11 protein-coding genes are annotated in these 18,393 nt (G+C 42.4%); all 11 read left to right on the top strand.

Annotation, left to right across the window (positions count from 1 at the left end; translation table 11 throughout):
* The first annotated feature begins 100 nt into the window (after positions 1-100).
* The 11 genes from G564_RS0104280 to uxaC all read left to right on the top strand — a co-directional run bounded on the left by G564_RS0104280 (position 101) and on the right by uxaC (position 18,344).
* A complete protein-coding gene (locus G564_RS0104280) occupies positions 101-4,306 on the top strand; it encodes a T9SS type A sorting domain-containing protein (protein WP_029036574.1) in 4,206 nt (1,401 codons plus the stop codon).
* Positions 4,303-6,159: a right-handed parallel beta-helix repeat-containing protein gene (locus G564_RS19800; RefSeq protein WP_051205300.1), complete on the top strand. Its 1,857-nt coding sequence runs from the start codon at positions 4,303-4,305 to the stop codon at positions 6,157-6,159. Before G564_RS0104280 ends, G564_RS19800 begins: the two co-directional genes overlap by 4 nt.
* Before the next feature lie 231 nt (positions 6,160-6,390).
* Positions 6,391-8,625: a pectinesterase family protein gene (locus tag G564_RS0104270; protein WP_156879173.1), complete on the top strand. Its 2,235-nt coding sequence runs from the start codon at positions 6,391-6,393 to the stop codon at positions 8,623-8,625.
* A gap of 12 nt (positions 8,626-8,637) precedes the next feature.
* Positions 8,638-9,858 carry a glycoside hydrolase family 88/105 protein gene (locus tag G564_RS0104265; protein WP_029036572.1) on the top strand — a complete coding sequence of 407 codons (1,221 nt, stop codon included), beginning with the start codon at positions 8,638-8,640 and terminating at the stop codon, positions 9,856-9,858.
* Between the two features lie 17 nt (positions 9,859-9,875).
* Positions 9,876-10,880, top strand: coding sequence for a DUF4861 family protein (locus G564_RS0104260; protein ID WP_037373460.1), 1,005 nt, complete (start codon positions 9,876-9,878; stop codon positions 10,878-10,880).
* A 67-nt stretch (positions 10,881-10,947) separates the two neighbouring features.
* Positions 10,948-12,597, top strand: coding sequence for a glycoside hydrolase family 43 protein (locus G564_RS0104255; protein WP_037373458.1), 1,650 nt, complete (start codon positions 10,948-10,950; stop codon positions 12,595-12,597).
* A 21-nt stretch (positions 12,598-12,618) separates the two neighbouring features.
* Positions 12,619-14,307: a glycoside hydrolase family 28 protein gene (locus G564_RS0104250; protein ID WP_029036569.1), complete on the top strand. Its 1,689-nt coding sequence runs from the start codon at positions 12,619-12,621 to the stop codon at positions 14,305-14,307.
* A 1-nt stretch (position 14,308) separates the two neighbouring features.
* Positions 14,309-15,124 (top strand): rhamnogalacturonan acetylesterase, encoded by an 816-nt coding sequence (locus G564_RS0104245; RefSeq protein WP_029036568.1) that lies wholly within the window; start codon positions 14,309-14,311, stop codon positions 15,122-15,124.
* 188 nt (positions 15,125-15,312) lie between these two features.
* Entirely contained in the window at positions 15,313-16,149 is an 837-nt protein-coding gene (gene kduI, locus G564_RS0104240; RefSeq protein WP_029036567.1) for a 5-dehydro-4-deoxy-D-glucuronate isomerase, read from the top strand.
* A gap of 2 nt (positions 16,150-16,151) precedes the next feature.
* On the top strand, positions 16,152-16,913 hold the full coding sequence (locus G564_RS0104235) for an SDR family NAD(P)-dependent oxidoreductase (protein WP_029036566.1): 762 nt from the start codon (positions 16,152-16,154) through the stop codon (positions 16,911-16,913).
* Positions 16,914-16,940: 27 nt separating this feature from the next.
* Positions 16,941-18,344 carry a glucuronate isomerase gene (gene uxaC, locus G564_RS0104230; RefSeq protein WP_029036565.1) on the top strand — a complete coding sequence of 468 codons (1,404 nt, stop codon included), beginning with the start codon at positions 16,941-16,943 and terminating at the stop codon, positions 18,342-18,344.
* Positions 18,345-18,393 lie beyond the last annotated feature (49 nt).

Here is an 18,393-nt window from a genome sequence, read left to right as displayed (position 1 = left end):
CTTAAAAAATTAAAAAAAGAACTACGCGCTTTTCATTTAAAAGCAGTTAAGAATCCTGAGATCAGGATAGGATATATTTCTAATTCTAAATCTTTTAAGAATGATTAAACAATTACACTTATTATCCCTTTTTCTTTTCATGGGGATACTTACGGGGTATTCGCAAAACGACACCTCTCATCTGCCCGATGTCTGGGATTTTGGGGCCACCCAGTTGGACGAATCTCAGTTCAATAACAAATTATCTGTAGATATTATCAACTCCTGGTATGATGAATCTATTGCACCTGGAACTTCAGGCATTAATTTGCCCGACTTCACGGCAGGTGATCTTAGCTTTACCGGAGGGGGAAGCGACCGGTTGAGAACCAGTAATACGGCCTTAACCCGCTTTGATGAAAATATCGATGATCATGATGATTTCAAAGGGAGGATCTATATCAATTCTGGAGGAGCTACCGGCAGGTATTTCAGCCTTGAATTAAGTGAAGGAGATGAAGTAACTATCTTTGTCTCCACCCAGAATGGTACCGGAAATATACATTTCGAAAATGTTTCAGTAACAGGTGGTCAAAATGATGTTGTAGCCGTTGGTGAGGAAATAAGCGAACTGAATTTTACGGCTAATGAGTCAGGTACATTCCGTATCTATGACGATACCGACAAGCCCAGCTATTTTAGAATTATAAGAAAAAGTGCCCAGGAAGTTGGAAGCGGAGGGAGTAATGATCTTAGCGACGTTTGGGATTTTGGAGCAACGCAGCTGGATGAGTCTCAGTTCAACAATCAATTATCGGTTGAAATTATTAACTCCTGGTATGATGAATCTATTGCACCTGGAACTTCAGGCATTAATTTGCCCGACTTCACAGCAGGTGATCTTAGCTTTACCGGAGGGGGAAGTGACCGTTTGAGAACCAGTAATACGGCCTTAACCCGCTTTGATGAAAACGTTGATGATCATGAAGAGTTTAAAGGAAGGGTCTATATCAATTCCTCGGGAGCTACGGGAAGATATTTTAGCCTCGCCCTTGACACCTATGATGAGGTGACGCTATTTGTATCAACACAAAACGGCACAGGGAATATCCATTTTGTAAATGCTGCAGATCCGGACCTTCAGGATGATGTAGTTGCCGTAGGGGAAGAAATTACCGAGTTAATTTTTACTGCAAAGACTGCAGGCACCTATCATATCTATGATGATACAGATAAACCGAGCTACTTTAGGATTGTTAGAAAAAGCGCAACTTTTGCTACCGTAAGCGGTAATGTGGACGTTGCTGCAGCCACTGATATTCCTGCCGATTATCGAATTGTATTTACCAACGAGAACGGAGACTCCTGGAGTGCTCCCCCTTCTGAAGGGAATTATTCTATAGACGTACCTGCCGGTTATACCTATGACGTTTCTTTAGAAGGAGCCGATGGTTATTCACTTATTGGAAGTACTAATCTTGAAGTTACTGAAAATACTGCTCTTAATCTTTTGGTTCAGAATGATGGAGCAACAGGAAATGGGTTGGCCGATGTCTGGGACTTTGGTGCTACGCAACTTGATGATACACAATTCAACAATCAGCTAACAGAAGAGGTGATCAACTCCTGGTATGATGCATCAATTGCCCCGGGTACTTCAGGCATCAACTTGCCCAATTTTACAGTTGGAGATCTTAGCTTTACCGGTGGTGGAAGTGACCGCTTGCGAACCAGCAATACGAATTTGACCCGTTACGACGAGAACATTGATGAACATGAAGATTTTAAAGGGAGGGTGTATATCAATTCTTCCGGAGCTACCGGAAGGTATTTCAGCCTTGAACTTAAGGAAGATGATGAGGTAATCCTGTGGACGCTTACACAGAATGGGAACGGAAATATCCATTTTGAATATGTAGCCGATCCAGACCTGCAGAATGATGTTATTGCTGTGGGAGAAGAGCTTACAGAAATAAGCTTTATGGCTAAAGCTGCAGGTACTTATCACATTTATGATGACACAGATAAGCCAAGTTACTTCAGGATTGTCCGTGATGCTGCGACCTATACTACTGTAACAGGTAATGTGGATGTGGCGGCAGCCGAGGATATCCCTTCAGATTTCAGTATAGTATTTACGAATGAATTTGGAAAGACCTGGGAACTTCCTTTTACTACCGAAGGATCCTTTAGTGTTGCCCTGCCTGCTGGATACCAGTATGAAATATCTCTGGATGGAGCTGAGGGTTATTCTATCGAAGGTAATTCCAGCCTTGAAGTAACAGAAAGTACTACTTCATTCGATATCAATATCGGTAAAGATCTGGTCTATGTAGAAGGGCTACCAGATGTTTGGGATTTTGGAGCAACTCTACTGGACGAATCTCAGTACAACAACATGTTGAATGAAGCCAGAATTAACTCCTGGTATGATGAATCAATTACACCGGGAACCTCTGGTCATACCCTGCCAGACTTCACAGCCGGAGATCTTAGCTTTACCGGAGGTGGAAGTGATCGTCTGCGAACCACCAACACCAATTTAACCCGGTACGACGAGAATATTAATGATTATGATGAATTCAAAGGAAGAATTTATATCAATTCCAGAGGTGCGACTAATAGATTCATGAGTTTGGAGGTTGAGGAAGATGATAAAGTGACCCTTTGGGTGCTCGGCCAGGATGGAAATGTTGAACTTCATTTTGAGAATATTGCGAATCCTGAGCTACAGAATGATGTTGTAAATGTGGAGGGCGAACTTCAGGAAGTGAGTTTTGTGGCAAAGGCCGCAGGGACATATCACATTTATGATACTGCCGATAAGCCAAGTTATTTCAGGATCATTAGAACTCCTGCCACTTATGTTGACCTTTCGGGTACTATTGACCTGACTGAAGCGCCGGGAATCCCTGAAGACTATTCGATAGTATTTTCTATTGAAGAAGGAAAAACCTGGAATGTTGATCCAACCGATGGTTCATACCAGCTTGAACTGCCTGTCAATTTTGATTACAACATCTCTCTTGAAGGAGCAGATGGATATGTAATTACTAATGGCACATCTTTAGAACTCATAGCAGGTATATCCACTCATGACATAAGCATTAAGAAAGTTGAGATCTATCCTGTTACAGGGTCAATTGTAGGTCTTGGTGAAAAGATAGGAGATTTAGCCTTGACGTTTACTCCAGCTGCAGGGACTGGTGCACTTTATATTCCAAAACCAGAGATAGACACAGATGCAGGTACCTACAGTGTAAAACTTGAGCCCAATATCATATATAACATTAAAGCTAATGGTGTGGACGGTTATTATATTCCGGAGAACACTCTGGAGATAACCGGTGAAACCACAAGTGATATAGTCTTTGAGGCCGAACCAGATGGGCCTTTTGGCGATATAGACGGGGACGGAATTCTCAATGCCGTTGACAATTGTGTCGCAACTCCTAACCCGGATCAGGCAGACCTAAATGAAAATGGAATTGGTGATGTCTGTGATGACGATGATGGAGACGGAATTATTAACTATGATGATAATTGTCCTGATACTCCTGAAGGTGCCACTGTGGATGTTTTTGGCTGTGAAGTTTTCAATCTGCCAGCAGATAATTATTCTTTGACTGCACATCACGTAAGCTGTAGTGGAACTAATGATGGCTTTATTACTATCAGTGCTAAGGATTCTGGCTATAATTATTCCATTTCCGTATCTGGTCCAGGTACAGGTTCAGCAACCTTGTCATCATCAAATAGTTTTACTGCAAATATCGGGAACCTTGTCGCGGGTACTTACGACGTATGTATCACAGTTGATGGCAGGGATGATTATGAGCAGTGTTTTAGGGTCACCGTAGAAGGGCCAGCTCTGTTGTCAGCCTATTCTGCTGTTAACTACGGCAGTAATACCGTCTCCTTTTCACTCTCTGGAGCCAACCAGTATACCATTGAACATAATGGTAAGAAAACCACTACAACTCAATCAAGAGTAGTTTTAGACCTTGAAAAGGGCAAAAACGTATTTGCCATTTCTACGGAAGTAGATTGCCAGGGTGTATTCAGTGAAGAAGTCTTTTTGTCTGAAGAGGTTGTGTTGTACCCAAACCCGACTAAGGGTAATTTACAGGTATACATCAACGGAACGGATGCTAAAGTGAATGTGTCGCTGATAGACATAAGTGGAACTGAATATATTTCAGAAAAGATGGATGTATCATCAAGAAGAGTTATTTACCTTGATCTAAGCAATTTTAGAGAAGGAGTATATTTTCTTCAGTTGAAATCAGCCACGGTTAACAAGACTTTAAAAGTTATTAAATCATGAAAAATTTTATAAATATTCCTTTGATCAATATACAACGACTCCTGGTTCTTTTCATAGCTGCTTTAACAGTTTCATGCTCAAGTGATGATGATGCATTAGAAGTTAATACTGAAGTTCCGGGAGCAGCCAACCTCGTCCTTCCACAGGACAATACGCAGTGTGAAGTAGGAGAGGTCGTAGCCAATATGGCTGAAGTGTTTTTCGAGTGGAATGAAGCTACTCATGCGGAGAGTTATGATCTGGTGATCACTAATCTGGCTACACAGGAAGTAAAGCAAAGACCAAATCTTACAACCACCGATCTTATGGTACGACTGGAAAGAGGTCATGCCTATTCCTGGAAGATCATTTCCAAAAATGCCGGGGAAGAGACTACAGAATCTGACTCCTACAGGTTCTATGTGGCCGGAGAACCGGGTTCTAATAATGTGCCATTTCCGGCAACCCTTAGTGCACCGGCCTCCGGAGTCCAGATATCACCTGTTGACGGAAAAGTCACCCTGCAATGGGAAGCTGCCGCTACAGACACAGATGGAGATCCTCTAACATTTACGCTCTTTGCAGATACGGTAGATGGTAAACAGGAACCTTCTGAGGAATGGAAAGGTCTCACGGTAAACTCAATGGAAATTGAGGTGGAGCCCAATAGCCTCTATTACTGGCATGTGGAAACCAGCGATGGCCAAAATACTGCTATAAGTAATACTTACACTTTTAGGACTGGTGAAAACCAGTCATCTGTTAATGGAAAGGTGGTGAGTACTTCCCAGGAAATTCTGGATGCTATTGCAGCGGCTATCCCAGGCGAGAATATTTACATCAGGGGAGGGGAATATGTTTTTAATTCAACCATAAAAATAGATAAGAGTGGTAGTGAGGCTAATGTTATCTCCTTGTTAGCACATCCTCAGGATGACACAAGGCCAAAATTTGACTTTTCCTCAATGGCCGAAAATTCTTCCAATAGGGGAATAGAATTGGGAGGCAGCTATTGGCATATTAAAGGAATAGATGTGTTTAAAGCAGGGGATAACGGGATGCTGATAACAGGCCATAATAACCTTGTTGAGTTCAGTACTTTTTCTGAATGTTCCGATACGGGTCTTCAGTTGGCAAGTGGAGCGTCCAATAATACTATTCTAAATTCTGATTCTTATTTCAATGCCGATTCCACTCTGGAAAATGCCGATGGCTTTGCAAGTAAGTTAGACGTGGGTACCGGCAACAAATTCATTGGTTGCAGGGCCTGGCAAAATCTTGATGATGGCTGGGATGGTTACCTTAGAAATGCAGATAATGTAACTACCATTTATGAAGATTGCTGGTCGATTCAAAATGGGTATTTAAAAGATGGCTCTGTTAGTGGTGGAGATGGAAATGGATTCAAGACGGGTGGAAGTGATAATAAGGATTTGAAACACAATGCTATTTACATTCGGTCTGTTGCTGTTGGAAACAGATATGACGGTTTTGATCATAACAGCAATAGAGGAGAGGTGACACTTTACAACTGCTCGGCATATGACAATGGAACCAACTATGGATTTGGCAGTACCAATCCTCTTGAAAAATTGACCATTAAGAATAGTAATGTACTTGGAGAGGTGGGAAGTATTAATGCAACTACGCTTGACGTGACCCACAATAGCTGGATGGAAGGAGTTGAGTCTTCTGTAGATGATTTTGTTAGTATAGATTATTCTCAACTAACAGGTCCAAGAAAACCGGATGGGAGCCTTCCTGATGTTAGCTTTTTCCATCTGGAAGCAGACAGTGATATGATAGATGCAGGAGTAGATGTAGGTTTACCATATAATGGTTCTGCACCAGATCTTGGAGCATTTGAATTTTAAAAAGTTTATTAGAACATAAAAATTTTCGTTCAAAACAGCAGTTTAAAAGTTACTCTAACTAATAGGCATTATCAAGTGAGTTATTAAGATTCGCTTGATTCTGCCTATTAAATTTATTTTATAAGCAGGGGTTATGATAACGAAACCTATTATTTCGATCACGTCATAGCTACAAAAAGGATTTCCGGGAGGGAAAAATGAAAAGAAAGTATGAAGAATTGTCTTGAGAAAATGAATTATTTAATTGCCGCTTTTTTACTCTGTCTATCGGTGCAGGCGCAACAGTTGGCTTTCCCTACAGCCGAAGGTTTCGGCCGTTATGCAACCGGTGGCAGGGGCGGCATTGTCTACACCGTGACCAACCTTAATGATGATGGAGAAGGCAGTCTTAGAAAAGGCATTTTAAAGGATGGTCCCCGTACGATTGTCTTTGCCGTTTCAGGAACTATAGAACTCGAAAGGCCGCTGGATATTAATAAAGGAGATCTAACCATTGCCGGACAAACAGCGCCGGGAGATGGGATCACCATCAAAGGTTATCCTGTAGCAGTAAAAGATGACAATGTGATCATCCGTTACATGCGTTTCAGGATGGGAGATATTAAAGACACTGCCGACGACTCCTTTAAAGGAAGGGGTGTCAAAAATGTCATTTTAGACCACTGTTCCATAAGCTGGGCTACAGATGAAAATGCTTCTTTTTATCAGAATAAGGATTTCACCATGCAGTGGTGTATAATTTCCGAAGCGCTGAACAGTTCAGTGCATTCCAAGGGTGATCATGGCTACGGCGGAATCTGGGGTGGAGAGAATGTTTCTTTCCATCATAATCTTATTGCCAGTAACTATAGTAGAAATCCACGTTTCAGTGGTTCCAAGACTACCAAAAATCTTGAGGGGGAATTTGTGGATTTCAGAAACAATGTGATCTATAACTGGGCAGATAACAGTATTTACGGAGGCGAAAATGGCCGCTACAACATTGTAAATAACTACTTTAAACCCGGACCGGCTACTGAAGATAAGGAACGAATCGTGGAGCCTTATGATCCCTACGGAAAATTCTACGTAAACGGGAACTATGTGGAAGGTTCCAAAAAGGTGACCGAAAACAACTGGAGTGGTGGAGTGCAGGGAGACGATCCTGAAGCCGCCCGTGTCAATGAACCTTTTGATATAAATAATAATGTCGACACTCAGGATGCCCGCAAAGCCATGGATCTGGTGATGAAAAAAGCAGGTGCCAGCTTAAAAAGAGATGCAGTTGATATAAGAATAATCAACGAAACCAGAGGCGGCAAAGCTACTTATGGAAACGGAATAATTGATTCCCAGGAGCAGGTGGGAGGATGGCCAAAATTGAAATCGGGAACTGCACCAACAGATATAGATGGCGATGGAATGCCGGACGCATGGGAAAAAACAAAAGGTTTGAATCCGGCTAAAGCAAATCCCAACGCTCATGATCTGGACAAAGGCTACACAAATCTTGAAGTTTACCTTAATGAACTTGTTGATGAGCAATCTGGAGTTGCAGCTGTTGATCCATCTCTTTACGATTATATTGTTGCTGCCGATGGTTCCGGAGATTTCAAGGCGGTACAGCAGGCGATCAATGCCGTGCCCGACTTCAGGAAGCAGAGGACAAGGATCTTTATTAAATCTGGCACTTATAAGGAGAAACTGGTACTACCGACTTCAAAGACAAATGTCACTTTTATTGGGGAAGAGAGGGATTCCACCATTCTCACCTATGATGATTTCGCTCAAAAGCTGAACTTATTTGGAGAAGAAGTGGGCACTACCGGCTCCACTTCTTTTTTTGTCTTCGGAGAAGGTTTTCATGCTGCCAATCTTACTTTTGAAAACAGTTCGGGACCCGTGGGACAGGCTGTGGCAGTAAGAGTGAACGGTGATAAGGTAATTTTTGACAACTGTAGATTTTTTGGGTTTCAGGATACACTTTATCCGCATGGCAGGAACAGCAGGCAGTACTACCGTAACTGCTACATAGAAGGTACTACAGATTTCATTTTTGGATGGTCTACCGCGGTCTTTGAAAACTGTGAGATTTATTCCAAAGATGGCGGACACTACATTACCGCAGCCTCGACTGAAGAAGGTGCAAAACATGGCTTTGTTTTCCTCGACTGTAAACTCACCGGGAATGCACCCAAAGAGAGCGTTTACCTCGGAAGACCCTGGAGACCTTTCGCCCAAACGGTTTTTATCAATACCGAAATGGGAGAGCATATCAAGAAGGAAGGTTGGCATAACTGGAATAAACCTCATGCCGAAGAAACTGTTTTTTATGCCGAATATAATAATTCCGGTCCGGGGTGGGTGCCTTCAGAAAGAGTAGACTGGGCAATAATGCTAACACCGGAATTAGCTAAAAAATATACTGTAGAATATATTCTTGGAGGATCTGATGACTGGAATCCTTCAGAGATCAAGAACTTTTAAATTATACTTAAGATGATCAATTCCCTAAAACCTAAAATCTATTTATTCTCCCTGGTCCTCGCCTTCAGCGCATGTAAAGGAACCGAAGAAAATAAACTTGCCACTACAACTCCGGTAGAGGAAGAGCAGAGATACTCCACCTGGATGGCCGATTCAGAAATCAAAAGAAACCCGGAAGGCTGGACGCTTGACTTTAATGAAAAGCCCAAATGGGAATACACCCATGGTCTTATCATGACTTCTATGGAGGCTCTCCACGATGCGACAGGTGAAGAAAAGTACCTGGATTATATTAAAAACTTTGCCGAATTCATGGTAAATGAGGAGGGAGAGATAAAAACCTATAAAAAATCTATATACAACATAGATCGTGTACAGGGAGGAAGATTCCTTGTAGGTCTTTATGAAGAAACCGGGGAGGAAAGATATAGGCTCGCCGTGGAGACTCTTAGAGATCAAATGAGAGAACACCCAAGAACATCTGAAGGTGGTTTTTGGCACAAAAAGGTTTATCCGCATCAAATCTGGCTTGACGGACTCTACATGGGGTCACCGTTTCTTGCACGTTATGCCGCCACTTTTGATGAGCCGGAGCTTTTTGATGATGTAGCTAAACAATTTGAACTGGTGAATAAATATCACTACAGCGAAGACAGCGGACTCTTCCATCACGGGTGGGATGAAAGTAAAGAGCAAAAATGGGCAGATCCCGAAACCGGGCTTTCCACAAACTACTGGGGAAGAAGTATTGGCTGGTTTAGCATGGCAATAGTAGACGTACTCGATTATTTTCCCAAAGATCATCCCAAGAGAGAAATGTTAGTAGAGACTGCTCAAAAGTTAGCCGAGGGGATTGTGAAATATCAGGATGAGACGGGAACCTGGTATCAGGTGATGGATCAGGGAGAGCGTGAGGGAAATTATTTGGAAGCATCAGCATCAAGCATGTTCGCCTATTTCCTGCTTAAAGGAGTCGATGAAGGATATCTTGATCCCAAGTTTAAAGATGCAGGAATCAAAGCCTATGAAGGGATTCTTGAGCAGTTCATTGAAGAAAATGAAGATGGGACAATCAGCCTTACCGATGTCAACGGAGTGGCAGGTTTAGGAGGAGATCCTTATCGTGACGGCTCGTATGAATACTACATCAATGAGATCATCAGAGATAACGATCCCAAGGGAGTTGGGCCATTTATTCTTGCTTCTCTGTATTACGAAGATCTTCAGAAATAACCATTAGAAACAATACTATGAAGTCAATATCGAAATATTTAGTTTTTTCTCTACTAATAGCCGCCTTCGGCTGCAAAGAGAATGGGAATAAAGAGGAACGCTTGATTCCTGAAGACACAACTGCCCAACCTCAAACCTATGCCGAAATATCTGTCAAAACAGGTGGCCAGTGGGAAGGCCGGGAATATGTAGGCGGCACTTTTGAAAATGTGCAGGAACTAACGCTACCACCAGAGCATACAGATCATTCCTACTACATTAGGTATGAAGGGCCGGGATGGGAGAACTCTCAGGTGGGATATCGCCTGTATCTCGACTGGAGAAATGCTATAGATGTCTTCGGAAAGAAAACGGACACCCTGGTGCTACCACAGGTGGGTCAGGATGGTTTTGATTCTTATCACGAGGAAGCTGCCTGGGGTATGGATATCCTAAAAGCCGGAAAATCTCTCGGAATCGGTAGCTACGGAAGGTTTATGAATGATTCTGTGGCGCATTTCAGAAATGTAGGCAACACCCGTGCACAGATCTCTAATTCTGAAGCTTCTTCGGAAGTGAGAATTGAATATTCAGACTGGGCAACAGGTACAGATACTGTAGATCTTACTACCATGCTTACTATCTTTCCGGAAGGACGTTTTACAAAGGCGACTTTAGATCTTTCAGAACCTCTTGAAGGACTGACTACGGGGATCGTAAAATTCGAAAATATCGAGCTGTTTCAGAAGCAAACTGAAGGAGGAGAGTGGGGCTATATCGCTACTTACGGGAATCAGACTCTTGTAAATGATCAGGATAAACTGGGAATGGCTTTGTTCTATAAAACCGGTGAAGTAAAAGAAGTGAAGGAAGGTCCGCATGACCACCTTGTGATCTTTAATGAAACCGCAGAACCTGTAACCTATTACTTCCTTGCAGCCTGGGAACAGGAACCTGGCGGAATCACAACAAAAGAGGCATTTATGAATGAAATTGATGAACATTTAAACAAACTTCAGGAGTCCGGAAAATTAGAAGAGTAAAAAAAAGACGAATCCTATTTTCAGAAGCAGATAATATAAACCTCTCAAAAAGGCGAAAAAACACATCATGAAAAGACAGTTTAGAACTTCCATTTTAATCTTCACAAGTTGTGTTCTTCTGCAATCTGTAAATACTCATGCACAGGATCAGGAGCCTTTCGTTTCCGATGTCTGGGTGGCCGATCAGGGGGATGGAACCTATAAAAATCCTATTCTGCATGCAGACTATTCAGACCCAGATGTGGTGAGAGTGGGCAGCGATTTCTACATGACTTCCTCTTCTTTTAATTCGGCGCCGGCCTTACCGATCTTACATTCCAAAGATCTGGTGAACTGGAAACTTATAGGTCATGCTTTGGATCGACAGGTGCCCGATGAACATTTCAGCTCCCCCCAGCATGGAAATGGAGTTTGGGCGCCTGCTTTCCGTTATCATGAGGGCGAGTATTATATCTATTGGGGAGATCCCGACTTCGGAATTTACATGGTAAAAACCAAAGATCCCGAAGGGGAGTGGGAAGAGCCTGTTCTTGTTGAAGCAGGAAAAGGACTTATTGATCCTGCGCCGCTGTGGGATGAAGATGGCAAAGCTTATTTATCACATGCCTTTGCAGGAAGCCGCGCAGGAATCAAAAGTATCCTTATAGTGAAACCTATGAATTGGGAAGGCACAAAAACTACCGGTGCCGGAAAGATCGTTTTTGATGGTCATGAAGATCATCCTACAGTTGAAGGAACAAAGTTCTACAAAAAGGATGGCTATTATTATATTTTCGCCCCTGCAGGCGGAGTTTCCACCGGCTGGCAGTTGATCCTGCGATCAAAGTATCCTTACGGGCCCTATGAAGAGCACATTTCCCTTGAGCAGGGGAGTACTAATATTAACGGCCCTCACCAGGGAGCGTGGATCGAACTTGAGAATGGTGAAGACTGGTTTATTCATTTTCAGGATAAGGAAGCTTACGGTCGCATAGTTCACCTGCAGCCTATGACCTGGAAGGACGGCTGGCCAACAATGGGAGAGGACAAGGATGGTGACGGCACAGGAGAACCGGTGCTTAGACATAAAAAGCCCAATGTTGATAAACAATATCCCGTACAAACGCCTAAAGATTCAGATGAATTTGACGGAAATGATATCGGACTTCAATGGCAGTGGCATGCGAATCCTGAAGCTACCTGGGCTTTTGCAAATCCGGCGAAAGGTCAGTTGCGTCTTTATACCCACTTACTCCCTGAAGATGCTAAAAATCTATGGGATGCACCCAACCTGTTGCTGCAGAAGTTTCCGGCACAGGAGTTTACTACTACAACCAAATTGACCTTCAACCCAAACGAAGATCTGGAGAATGAAAAAGCAGGGTTGATCGTAATGGGAAGATCTTACGCCTATGTGGCCTTGGAAAGCAGAAAGGATGGTATTTACATCGTTTTTGCTGAAGCTGAAAAGGCCGATGAAGGAAATCCGGAACAAAAGAAACAGCTGAAAAAACTATCAGGAACGGATATTTATTTCAGAGTAGAAGTAGATAAAAATGCACAGTGTACCTTCAGATATAGTGAAGACGGAAAGAAATTTACAGAAATTAAGGAAGATTTTACTGCCAGAGAAGGAAAATGGATAGGAGCCAAAGTTGGCTTATTTGCCACTAAAGAAAATCAAACCAATGATTCCGGGTATGCCGATTTTGACTGGTTTAGGTTTTTGAAGAAATAACACAAAAGCGCGATAAACGTGATGAAAAAAATAAATTTTAAGACCTTAGCTGCAGCGCTGTTCCTGGTTATTGGAACAGGTACTTTGAAGGCACAGGTGAGTCTGCAGGAGATGTATGAGGGACTCGAATTTGACATGCCACGTGTCAAAGAGACTTCATTTCCCGATTATTCCAGATCCATAACAGAGTTCGGAGCAAAGGCAGGAGGTACTTTTAAAAATACTGAGGCCTTTAAAAAGGCAATTTCTGAAGTAAATTCCAAAGGAGGTGGAAGAATAGAAATTCCCCGCGGAATCTGGTTAACGGGACCTATTGAATTGAAGAGCAATATCAATCTTCACCTCGAAGATGGTGCATTATTGCTGTTCAGCAGGGATTTCGACGATTATTCTCTAATCGAGACCAGTTTTGAAGGCCTGAACACAGTAAGAAATATTTCTCCCATTCATGCCAACCATGTAGAAAACATCGCCATCACCGGAAAAGGAACTATTGACGGGAACGGCGATGCTTGGAGACCTGTCAAAAAGGGCAAGATGACGGCTAATCAATGGAAGACCTTAGTGAATTCTGGCGGAGTGCTTTCTGAGGATGAGAAAATATGGTTTCCTTCAGAAGAGGCAAAACTTGGATATAAACTTTCCACAGATCAAAATGTTCCCGATCTGGAGGGGATAGAGGCACATCAAAAGGTGAAAGATTATCTTAGACCGGTTATGGTGAGTCTTGTCAACAGCAAGCGAATTCTTCTTGACGGGCCAACATTTCAAAATTCTCCTGCCTGGAATATTCATCCGCTTATGAGTGAAGATATCATTATTAGGAACATTAATGTCCGTAACCCCTGGTACTCACAGAACGGCGACGGACTGGATCTGGAATCCTGTAAAAATGTCCTTGTCTATAACAATACCTTTGATGTGGGTGATGATGCCATTTGTTTCAAGTCCGGCAAAAACAAAGATGGTAGAGACAGGGGAATGCCAACAGAGAATGTGGTAGTAAAGAACAATATAGTTTACCACGGGCACGGCGGAGTTGTGGTAGGTAGCGAGATGAGTGGCGGAGTAAGGAACGTACATATTTCAAACTGTACTTTTATGGGAACTGATGTTGGTCTTAGATTTAAAAGTACCCGCGGAAGGGGCGGAGTAGTGGAGAATATTTTTATTTCTAATATTGATATGCTCAACATTCCTACAGATGCTATTAGATTCAATCTTTTTTACGGCGGAAAAGCGCCTGTTCTTGATGATGATGAAGCTACTGTGGAGGAAACCCGTGATGAAACTCCAATGCCGGTTACTGTAGAAACTCCGTCGTTCAGGAATATAGTTATGAAGAACATCCGGGTAGTGGATTCCCAAAGAGCAGCATTTTTTATGGGTCTGCCCGAGATGAACGTGAAAAATATCAGGATCGAAAATTCTGTTTTGGAAGCAAAACAGGGAATAACCGCTATAGACGTGGATGGACTGGAGTTGATCAATGTAAAGGTGATCGCCGGAAATGATTCTGCCATCACTTTGTACAACACCAAAAATGTGGATGTAAAAGACTTTTCTTTTGCTGAAAACGGTAAAACTCCGGTGCGGGTTCTTGGAACCTTATCCAAAAATGTGAAATTTGAAAAGGAAGATTTTTCTGCTGCTGGTGAGCAGATCGAGCAGGATAAAAAGCTTTCTAAAAACGCAGTAATACTTCAGTAATATGAGCTTCAAATCTTTAATTCTCATTTTTTCGGCGCTTGCAGTTTTTTCGTTTCAGAAGAAAGAAGTGACGAAAGTTTATCTCATAGGAGATTCCACCATGGCCGATTACAGTGGCGATTATGATCCCGATAAGGACTACATGAAAACCCGTTATCCCATAATGGGATGGGGTCAGGTGTTTCAGGAAATAATGAAGAAAAAGAACCTGAAACCTTTGTCACATATAATAAAAACAGATTCTGTAGTAATTGATAACAGAGCTCGCGGAGGCCGTAGCACCCGCACCTTTTTTGAGGAAGGGAGATGGTCTTCGGTTTATGAAGGTCTTCAAAAAGGAGATCTGGTGTTGATGCAATTCGGACACAATGATGCCGCCGAAGACAAAACTGAACGCTATGTAACTGTTGAAGGATACAAAGAATACCTGCGGCTTTATGTGAACCAGACCCGTCAAAAAGGTGGAATTCCGGTAATTCTGACTCCTGTGAACCGCAATTATCCCTGGGAAGAGGGCAAGCTGCAGAATGTACATCGAGATTATTACATGGCTGCTGTAGAGGTTGCAGAGGAGCTGGATGTATATCTAATTGACCTTACACAACGCTCTATGGATCATTTTACTGAAAAAGGTAAAGAGTACGTGACCGAAAATTATTTCATGAATTTCGGCCCCGGCTTGTATGAAGCCTATCCTGAAGGCAGCAGCGATAATACCCATTTTCAACCGGCGGGTGCTAAGGCAGTGGCGCAGTTGGTTTATGAGGGGCTGGCAGATCTAAAAAACCAGAAGCAAAAAAAGGAGTCTCAAAAATGACATTTTAGAAGCCAAATATTTTTACTATGTTCTGTAGGATTTTAACGCTTGAGAAAACCTTTTCGCTGAAAAAATCCTATATTTGTGTAATCGATTGCACAAATGAAAATCCCGCAGGGGGTGCGGCAGGAAGTCATACCGTCAGCACCTTAGATTAAAATAAAGTAGAATAGCAAAAACACATCTAAATGACAAAATCAGAATTACGTTACGCACATCATCCAAATGATGTAAAAAGATATACTACCCAGGAGTTAAGAGAACATTTTTTAATTCCTGACCTCTTCAAAAATGACGAGATCAACCTTACCTATTCCATGTATGACAGATTCATTGTAGGTGGAGCTTTTCCTGTAAATAAGGATCTGAAACTGGAAACCATTGATGATCTAAAGGCCGAAAATTTCCTGGATCGCAGGGAACTGGGAGTGATCAATGTAGGAGGTACCGGTGTTGTAGAAGTCGATGGAAAAGAATTCGAATTAGCGCATAAAGAAGCGCTCTATGTTGGAAAAGGAACCAAAAATGTCATTTTTAAGAAGTCAGGCGGAGAGCAGCCAATATTTTATCTTAATTCCGCTCCGGCTCATAAAGAATGCCCTACTAAGAAAGTAGGAAAAGAAGATGCTGAAGTAGTTCATCTTGGAGATGAAAAATATGCGAATAAGCGTATTTTGAATAAACTTATTGTGAACAGCATAGTGGAAACCTGTCAGTTACAGATGGGAATGACCGAACTTGTAGAGGGAAATATATGGAACACCATGCCTCCTCATACACATGCCCGCAGAATGGAAGCTTATTTCTATTTCGATCTTGAAGAGGGACAAACCATCAGCCACTTCATGGGTCAGCCAGATGAAACAAGGCACATCTTTATGAAGAACCATCAGGCAGTACTATCTCCGGAATGGTCTATCCACGCCGGCGCCGGAACTTCAAATTATACTTTTATCTGGGGAATGGCAGGTGAGAATCTGGACTACGGAGATATGGATAAAGTTGATCCCGATAACCTCAAGTAATTATGAAATTATTCGATCTAACCGGAAAAACGGCATTGGTTACAGGATGTAACCGCGGAATAGGCTTCGCAATGGCCCAGGGTCTTGCGGAAGCAGGCGCAGACATCATCGGAGTTTCTACCAGCTTAAAGGCAGAAGGTTCAGAAATAGGAAAAGCAGTTCAGGCTGCCGGAAGAAAATTCTCTGCCTATCAGTGTGATTTTTCAGACAGAAAAAGTCTTTACGCTTTTATCGAAAAAGTAAAATCTGAAAATCCTACCATAGATATCCTGGTGAACAACGCCGGAACCATCATGAGGAAACCTGTCGCCGAACATCCTGATGAGTATTGGGATAAGGTGATAGAGGTGAATCAGAATTCCCAGTTCATTTTGACCCGGGAGATCGGGAAAGAAATGATCAAAAGAGGAAGTGGGAAAATTATTTTTACAGCGTCCCTTCTCACTTTTCAGGGTGGAATCACGGTGCCTGGCTACGCCGCTTCTAAAGGTGCCGTGGGGCAACTCGTGAAGGCTTTCTCAAATGAATGGGCTTCAAAAGGGGTGCAGATCAATGCAATTGCGCCTGGCTATATTGCTACAGATAATACAGCAGCCTTGCGGGAAGATGAGGACAGAAGCACTTCGATCCTGGCGAGAATTCCTGCAGGAAGATGGGGGAAACCCGAAGATTTTAAAGGACCTGTTGTTTTCCTTGCTTCAAAAGCCAGTGATTACATGAATGGATCTATTGTTTTGGTAGATGGTGGCTGGATGGGCCGCTAATACCTTGAAATTGATAAATATTAAAGAATGAAACCCAATAAATTTATAACAGATGATTTTTTGCTTTACAGTCAGCAGGCAAAAGATCTCTACAACAACTTCGCTAAGGAACAGCCTATCATTGATTACCATAATCACCTTTCTCCCAAAGAGATCGCCGAAGACAGGCAGTTTGACAATATTACCCAGGTATGGATCGCCGGCGATCACTATAAGTGGCGTGCGATGCGCACCATGGGTGTGGATGAAAAATATATTACCGGTGATGCTTCAGACAAGGAGAAGTTTCTGGCCTGGGCGAAAACGGTGCCTCACACGCTTCGAAATCCGCTGTTCCACTGGACACATCTGGAGCTTCAGAGGTACTTCGGAATTGATGAACTTCTAAATGAGGAATCAGCCGAAAGGATCTACGACGCTGTCAATGAAAAACTAAGACAACCGGAATATTCCTGCCGCGGACTTCTCAAGAAAATGGGAGTGGAGACGCTTTGTACTACCGAAGACCCTCTTGATACTCTCGAATATCACAGGCAATTATCAGATAGTGACTTCGGAATTAAAGTGAGTACAGCTTTTCGTCCCGATAAAGCGGTTCTTATTGAATCTCCTTCCTATAATTCATATGTAGATCAACTGGCAGAAGTTGCTGAAACTTCAATAGGTACTTATAAGGACCTTCAGAATGCTTTGCGACAAAGAATTGAATTTTTCCACGAGAATGGCTGCAGATTGTGTGACCACGGATTGAATGCAATTTCATTTGAAGAGTTTACAGAAACCGAAATAGAATCTATCTTTTCAAAAAAGAGAAATGGAGAGGAAATTTCAGAGCTGGAGGCAAGGAAATTCATTACCTCAATTCTGTTATTCCTAAGCGAGACCTATCATGAGTTTGGCTGGGTTCAACAATTCCACCTTGGCGCTTTAAGGAACAACAACAAGCGTATGCTTGAAAAGCTGGGGCCAGACACCGGCTGGGATTCCATTGGAGATTACGCTCAGGCCGAAAAAATATCTCAGTACCTCAATCATCTTGACGGGAAAGACAAACTTACCAAGACAATTTTGTACAACCTGAATCCGGCAGATAATGCTGTTTTTGCAAGTATGATAGGGAATTTTAATGACGGTAGTATCAAAGGTAAGGTCCAGTTCGGATCGGGCTGGTGGTTCCTTGATCAAAAGCAGGGGATCCTAGATCAACTGGACGCACTGTCGAATATGGGACTGGTTAGTGTCTTTATCGGGATGTTGACCGACTCGAGAAGCTTCCTGTCTTTTCCGCGTCACGAGTACTTCCGCAGAGTTTTATGTAACTTGTTTGGCGAGGAAATGGCAAAAGGAGAATTACCCGATGATATGGAGCTGGTAGGGCAGACTATTACTAACATTAGTTATAAAAACGCAAAAGAATATTTTGATTTTTAAAACAGCTTAAGCCTTAAACTCACAAGGCTTTATTGCTGAAATATGGATT

Source organism: Salinimicrobium xinjiangense DSM 19287, assembly GCF_000423585.1.
GTDB lineage: Bacteria > Bacteroidota > Bacteroidia > Flavobacteriales > Flavobacteriaceae > Salinimicrobium > Salinimicrobium xinjiangense.
Note: the sequence above shows the minus strand (reverse complement) of the source record. Positions and strands in the feature narration are given on the sequence as shown.

What these genes read in the sequence shown, in the direction of transcription:
- G564_RS0104280 (WP_029036574.1), top strand. Translation starts at nt 101, where the DNA reads ATGATTAAACAATTACACTTATTATCCCTTTTTCTTTTCATGGGGATA.
- G564_RS19800 (WP_051205300.1), top strand. Translation starts at nt 4,303, where the DNA reads ATGAAAAATTTTATAAATATTCCTTTGATCAATATACAACGACTCCTG.
- G564_RS0104270 (WP_156879173.1), top strand. Translation starts at nt 6,391, where the DNA reads ATGAATTATTTAATTGCCGCTTTTTTACTCTGTCTATCGGTGCAGGCG.
- G564_RS0104265 (WP_029036572.1), top strand. Translation starts at nt 8,638, where the DNA reads ATGATCAATTCCCTAAAACCTAAAATCTATTTATTCTCCCTGGTCCTC.
- G564_RS0104260 (WP_037373460.1), top strand. Translation starts at nt 9,876, where the DNA reads ATGAAGTCAATATCGAAATATTTAGTTTTTTCTCTACTAATAGCCGCC.
- G564_RS0104255 (WP_037373458.1), top strand. Translation starts at nt 10,948, where the DNA reads ATGAAAAGACAGTTTAGAACTTCCATTTTAATCTTCACAAGTTGTGTT.
- G564_RS0104250 (WP_029036569.1), top strand. Translation starts at nt 12,619, where the DNA reads ATGAAAAAAATAAATTTTAAGACCTTAGCTGCAGCGCTGTTCCTGGTT.
- G564_RS0104245 (WP_029036568.1), top strand. Translation starts at nt 14,309, where the DNA reads ATGAGCTTCAAATCTTTAATTCTCATTTTTTCGGCGCTTGCAGTTTTT.
- kduI (WP_029036567.1), top strand. Translation starts at nt 15,313, where the DNA reads ATGACAAAATCAGAATTACGTTACGCACATCATCCAAATGATGTAAAA.
- G564_RS0104235 (WP_029036566.1), top strand. Translation starts at nt 16,152, where the DNA reads ATGAAATTATTCGATCTAACCGGAAAAACGGCATTGGTTACAGGATGT.
- uxaC (WP_029036565.1), top strand. Translation starts at nt 16,941, where the DNA reads ATGAAACCCAATAAATTTATAACAGATGATTTTTTGCTTTACAGTCAG.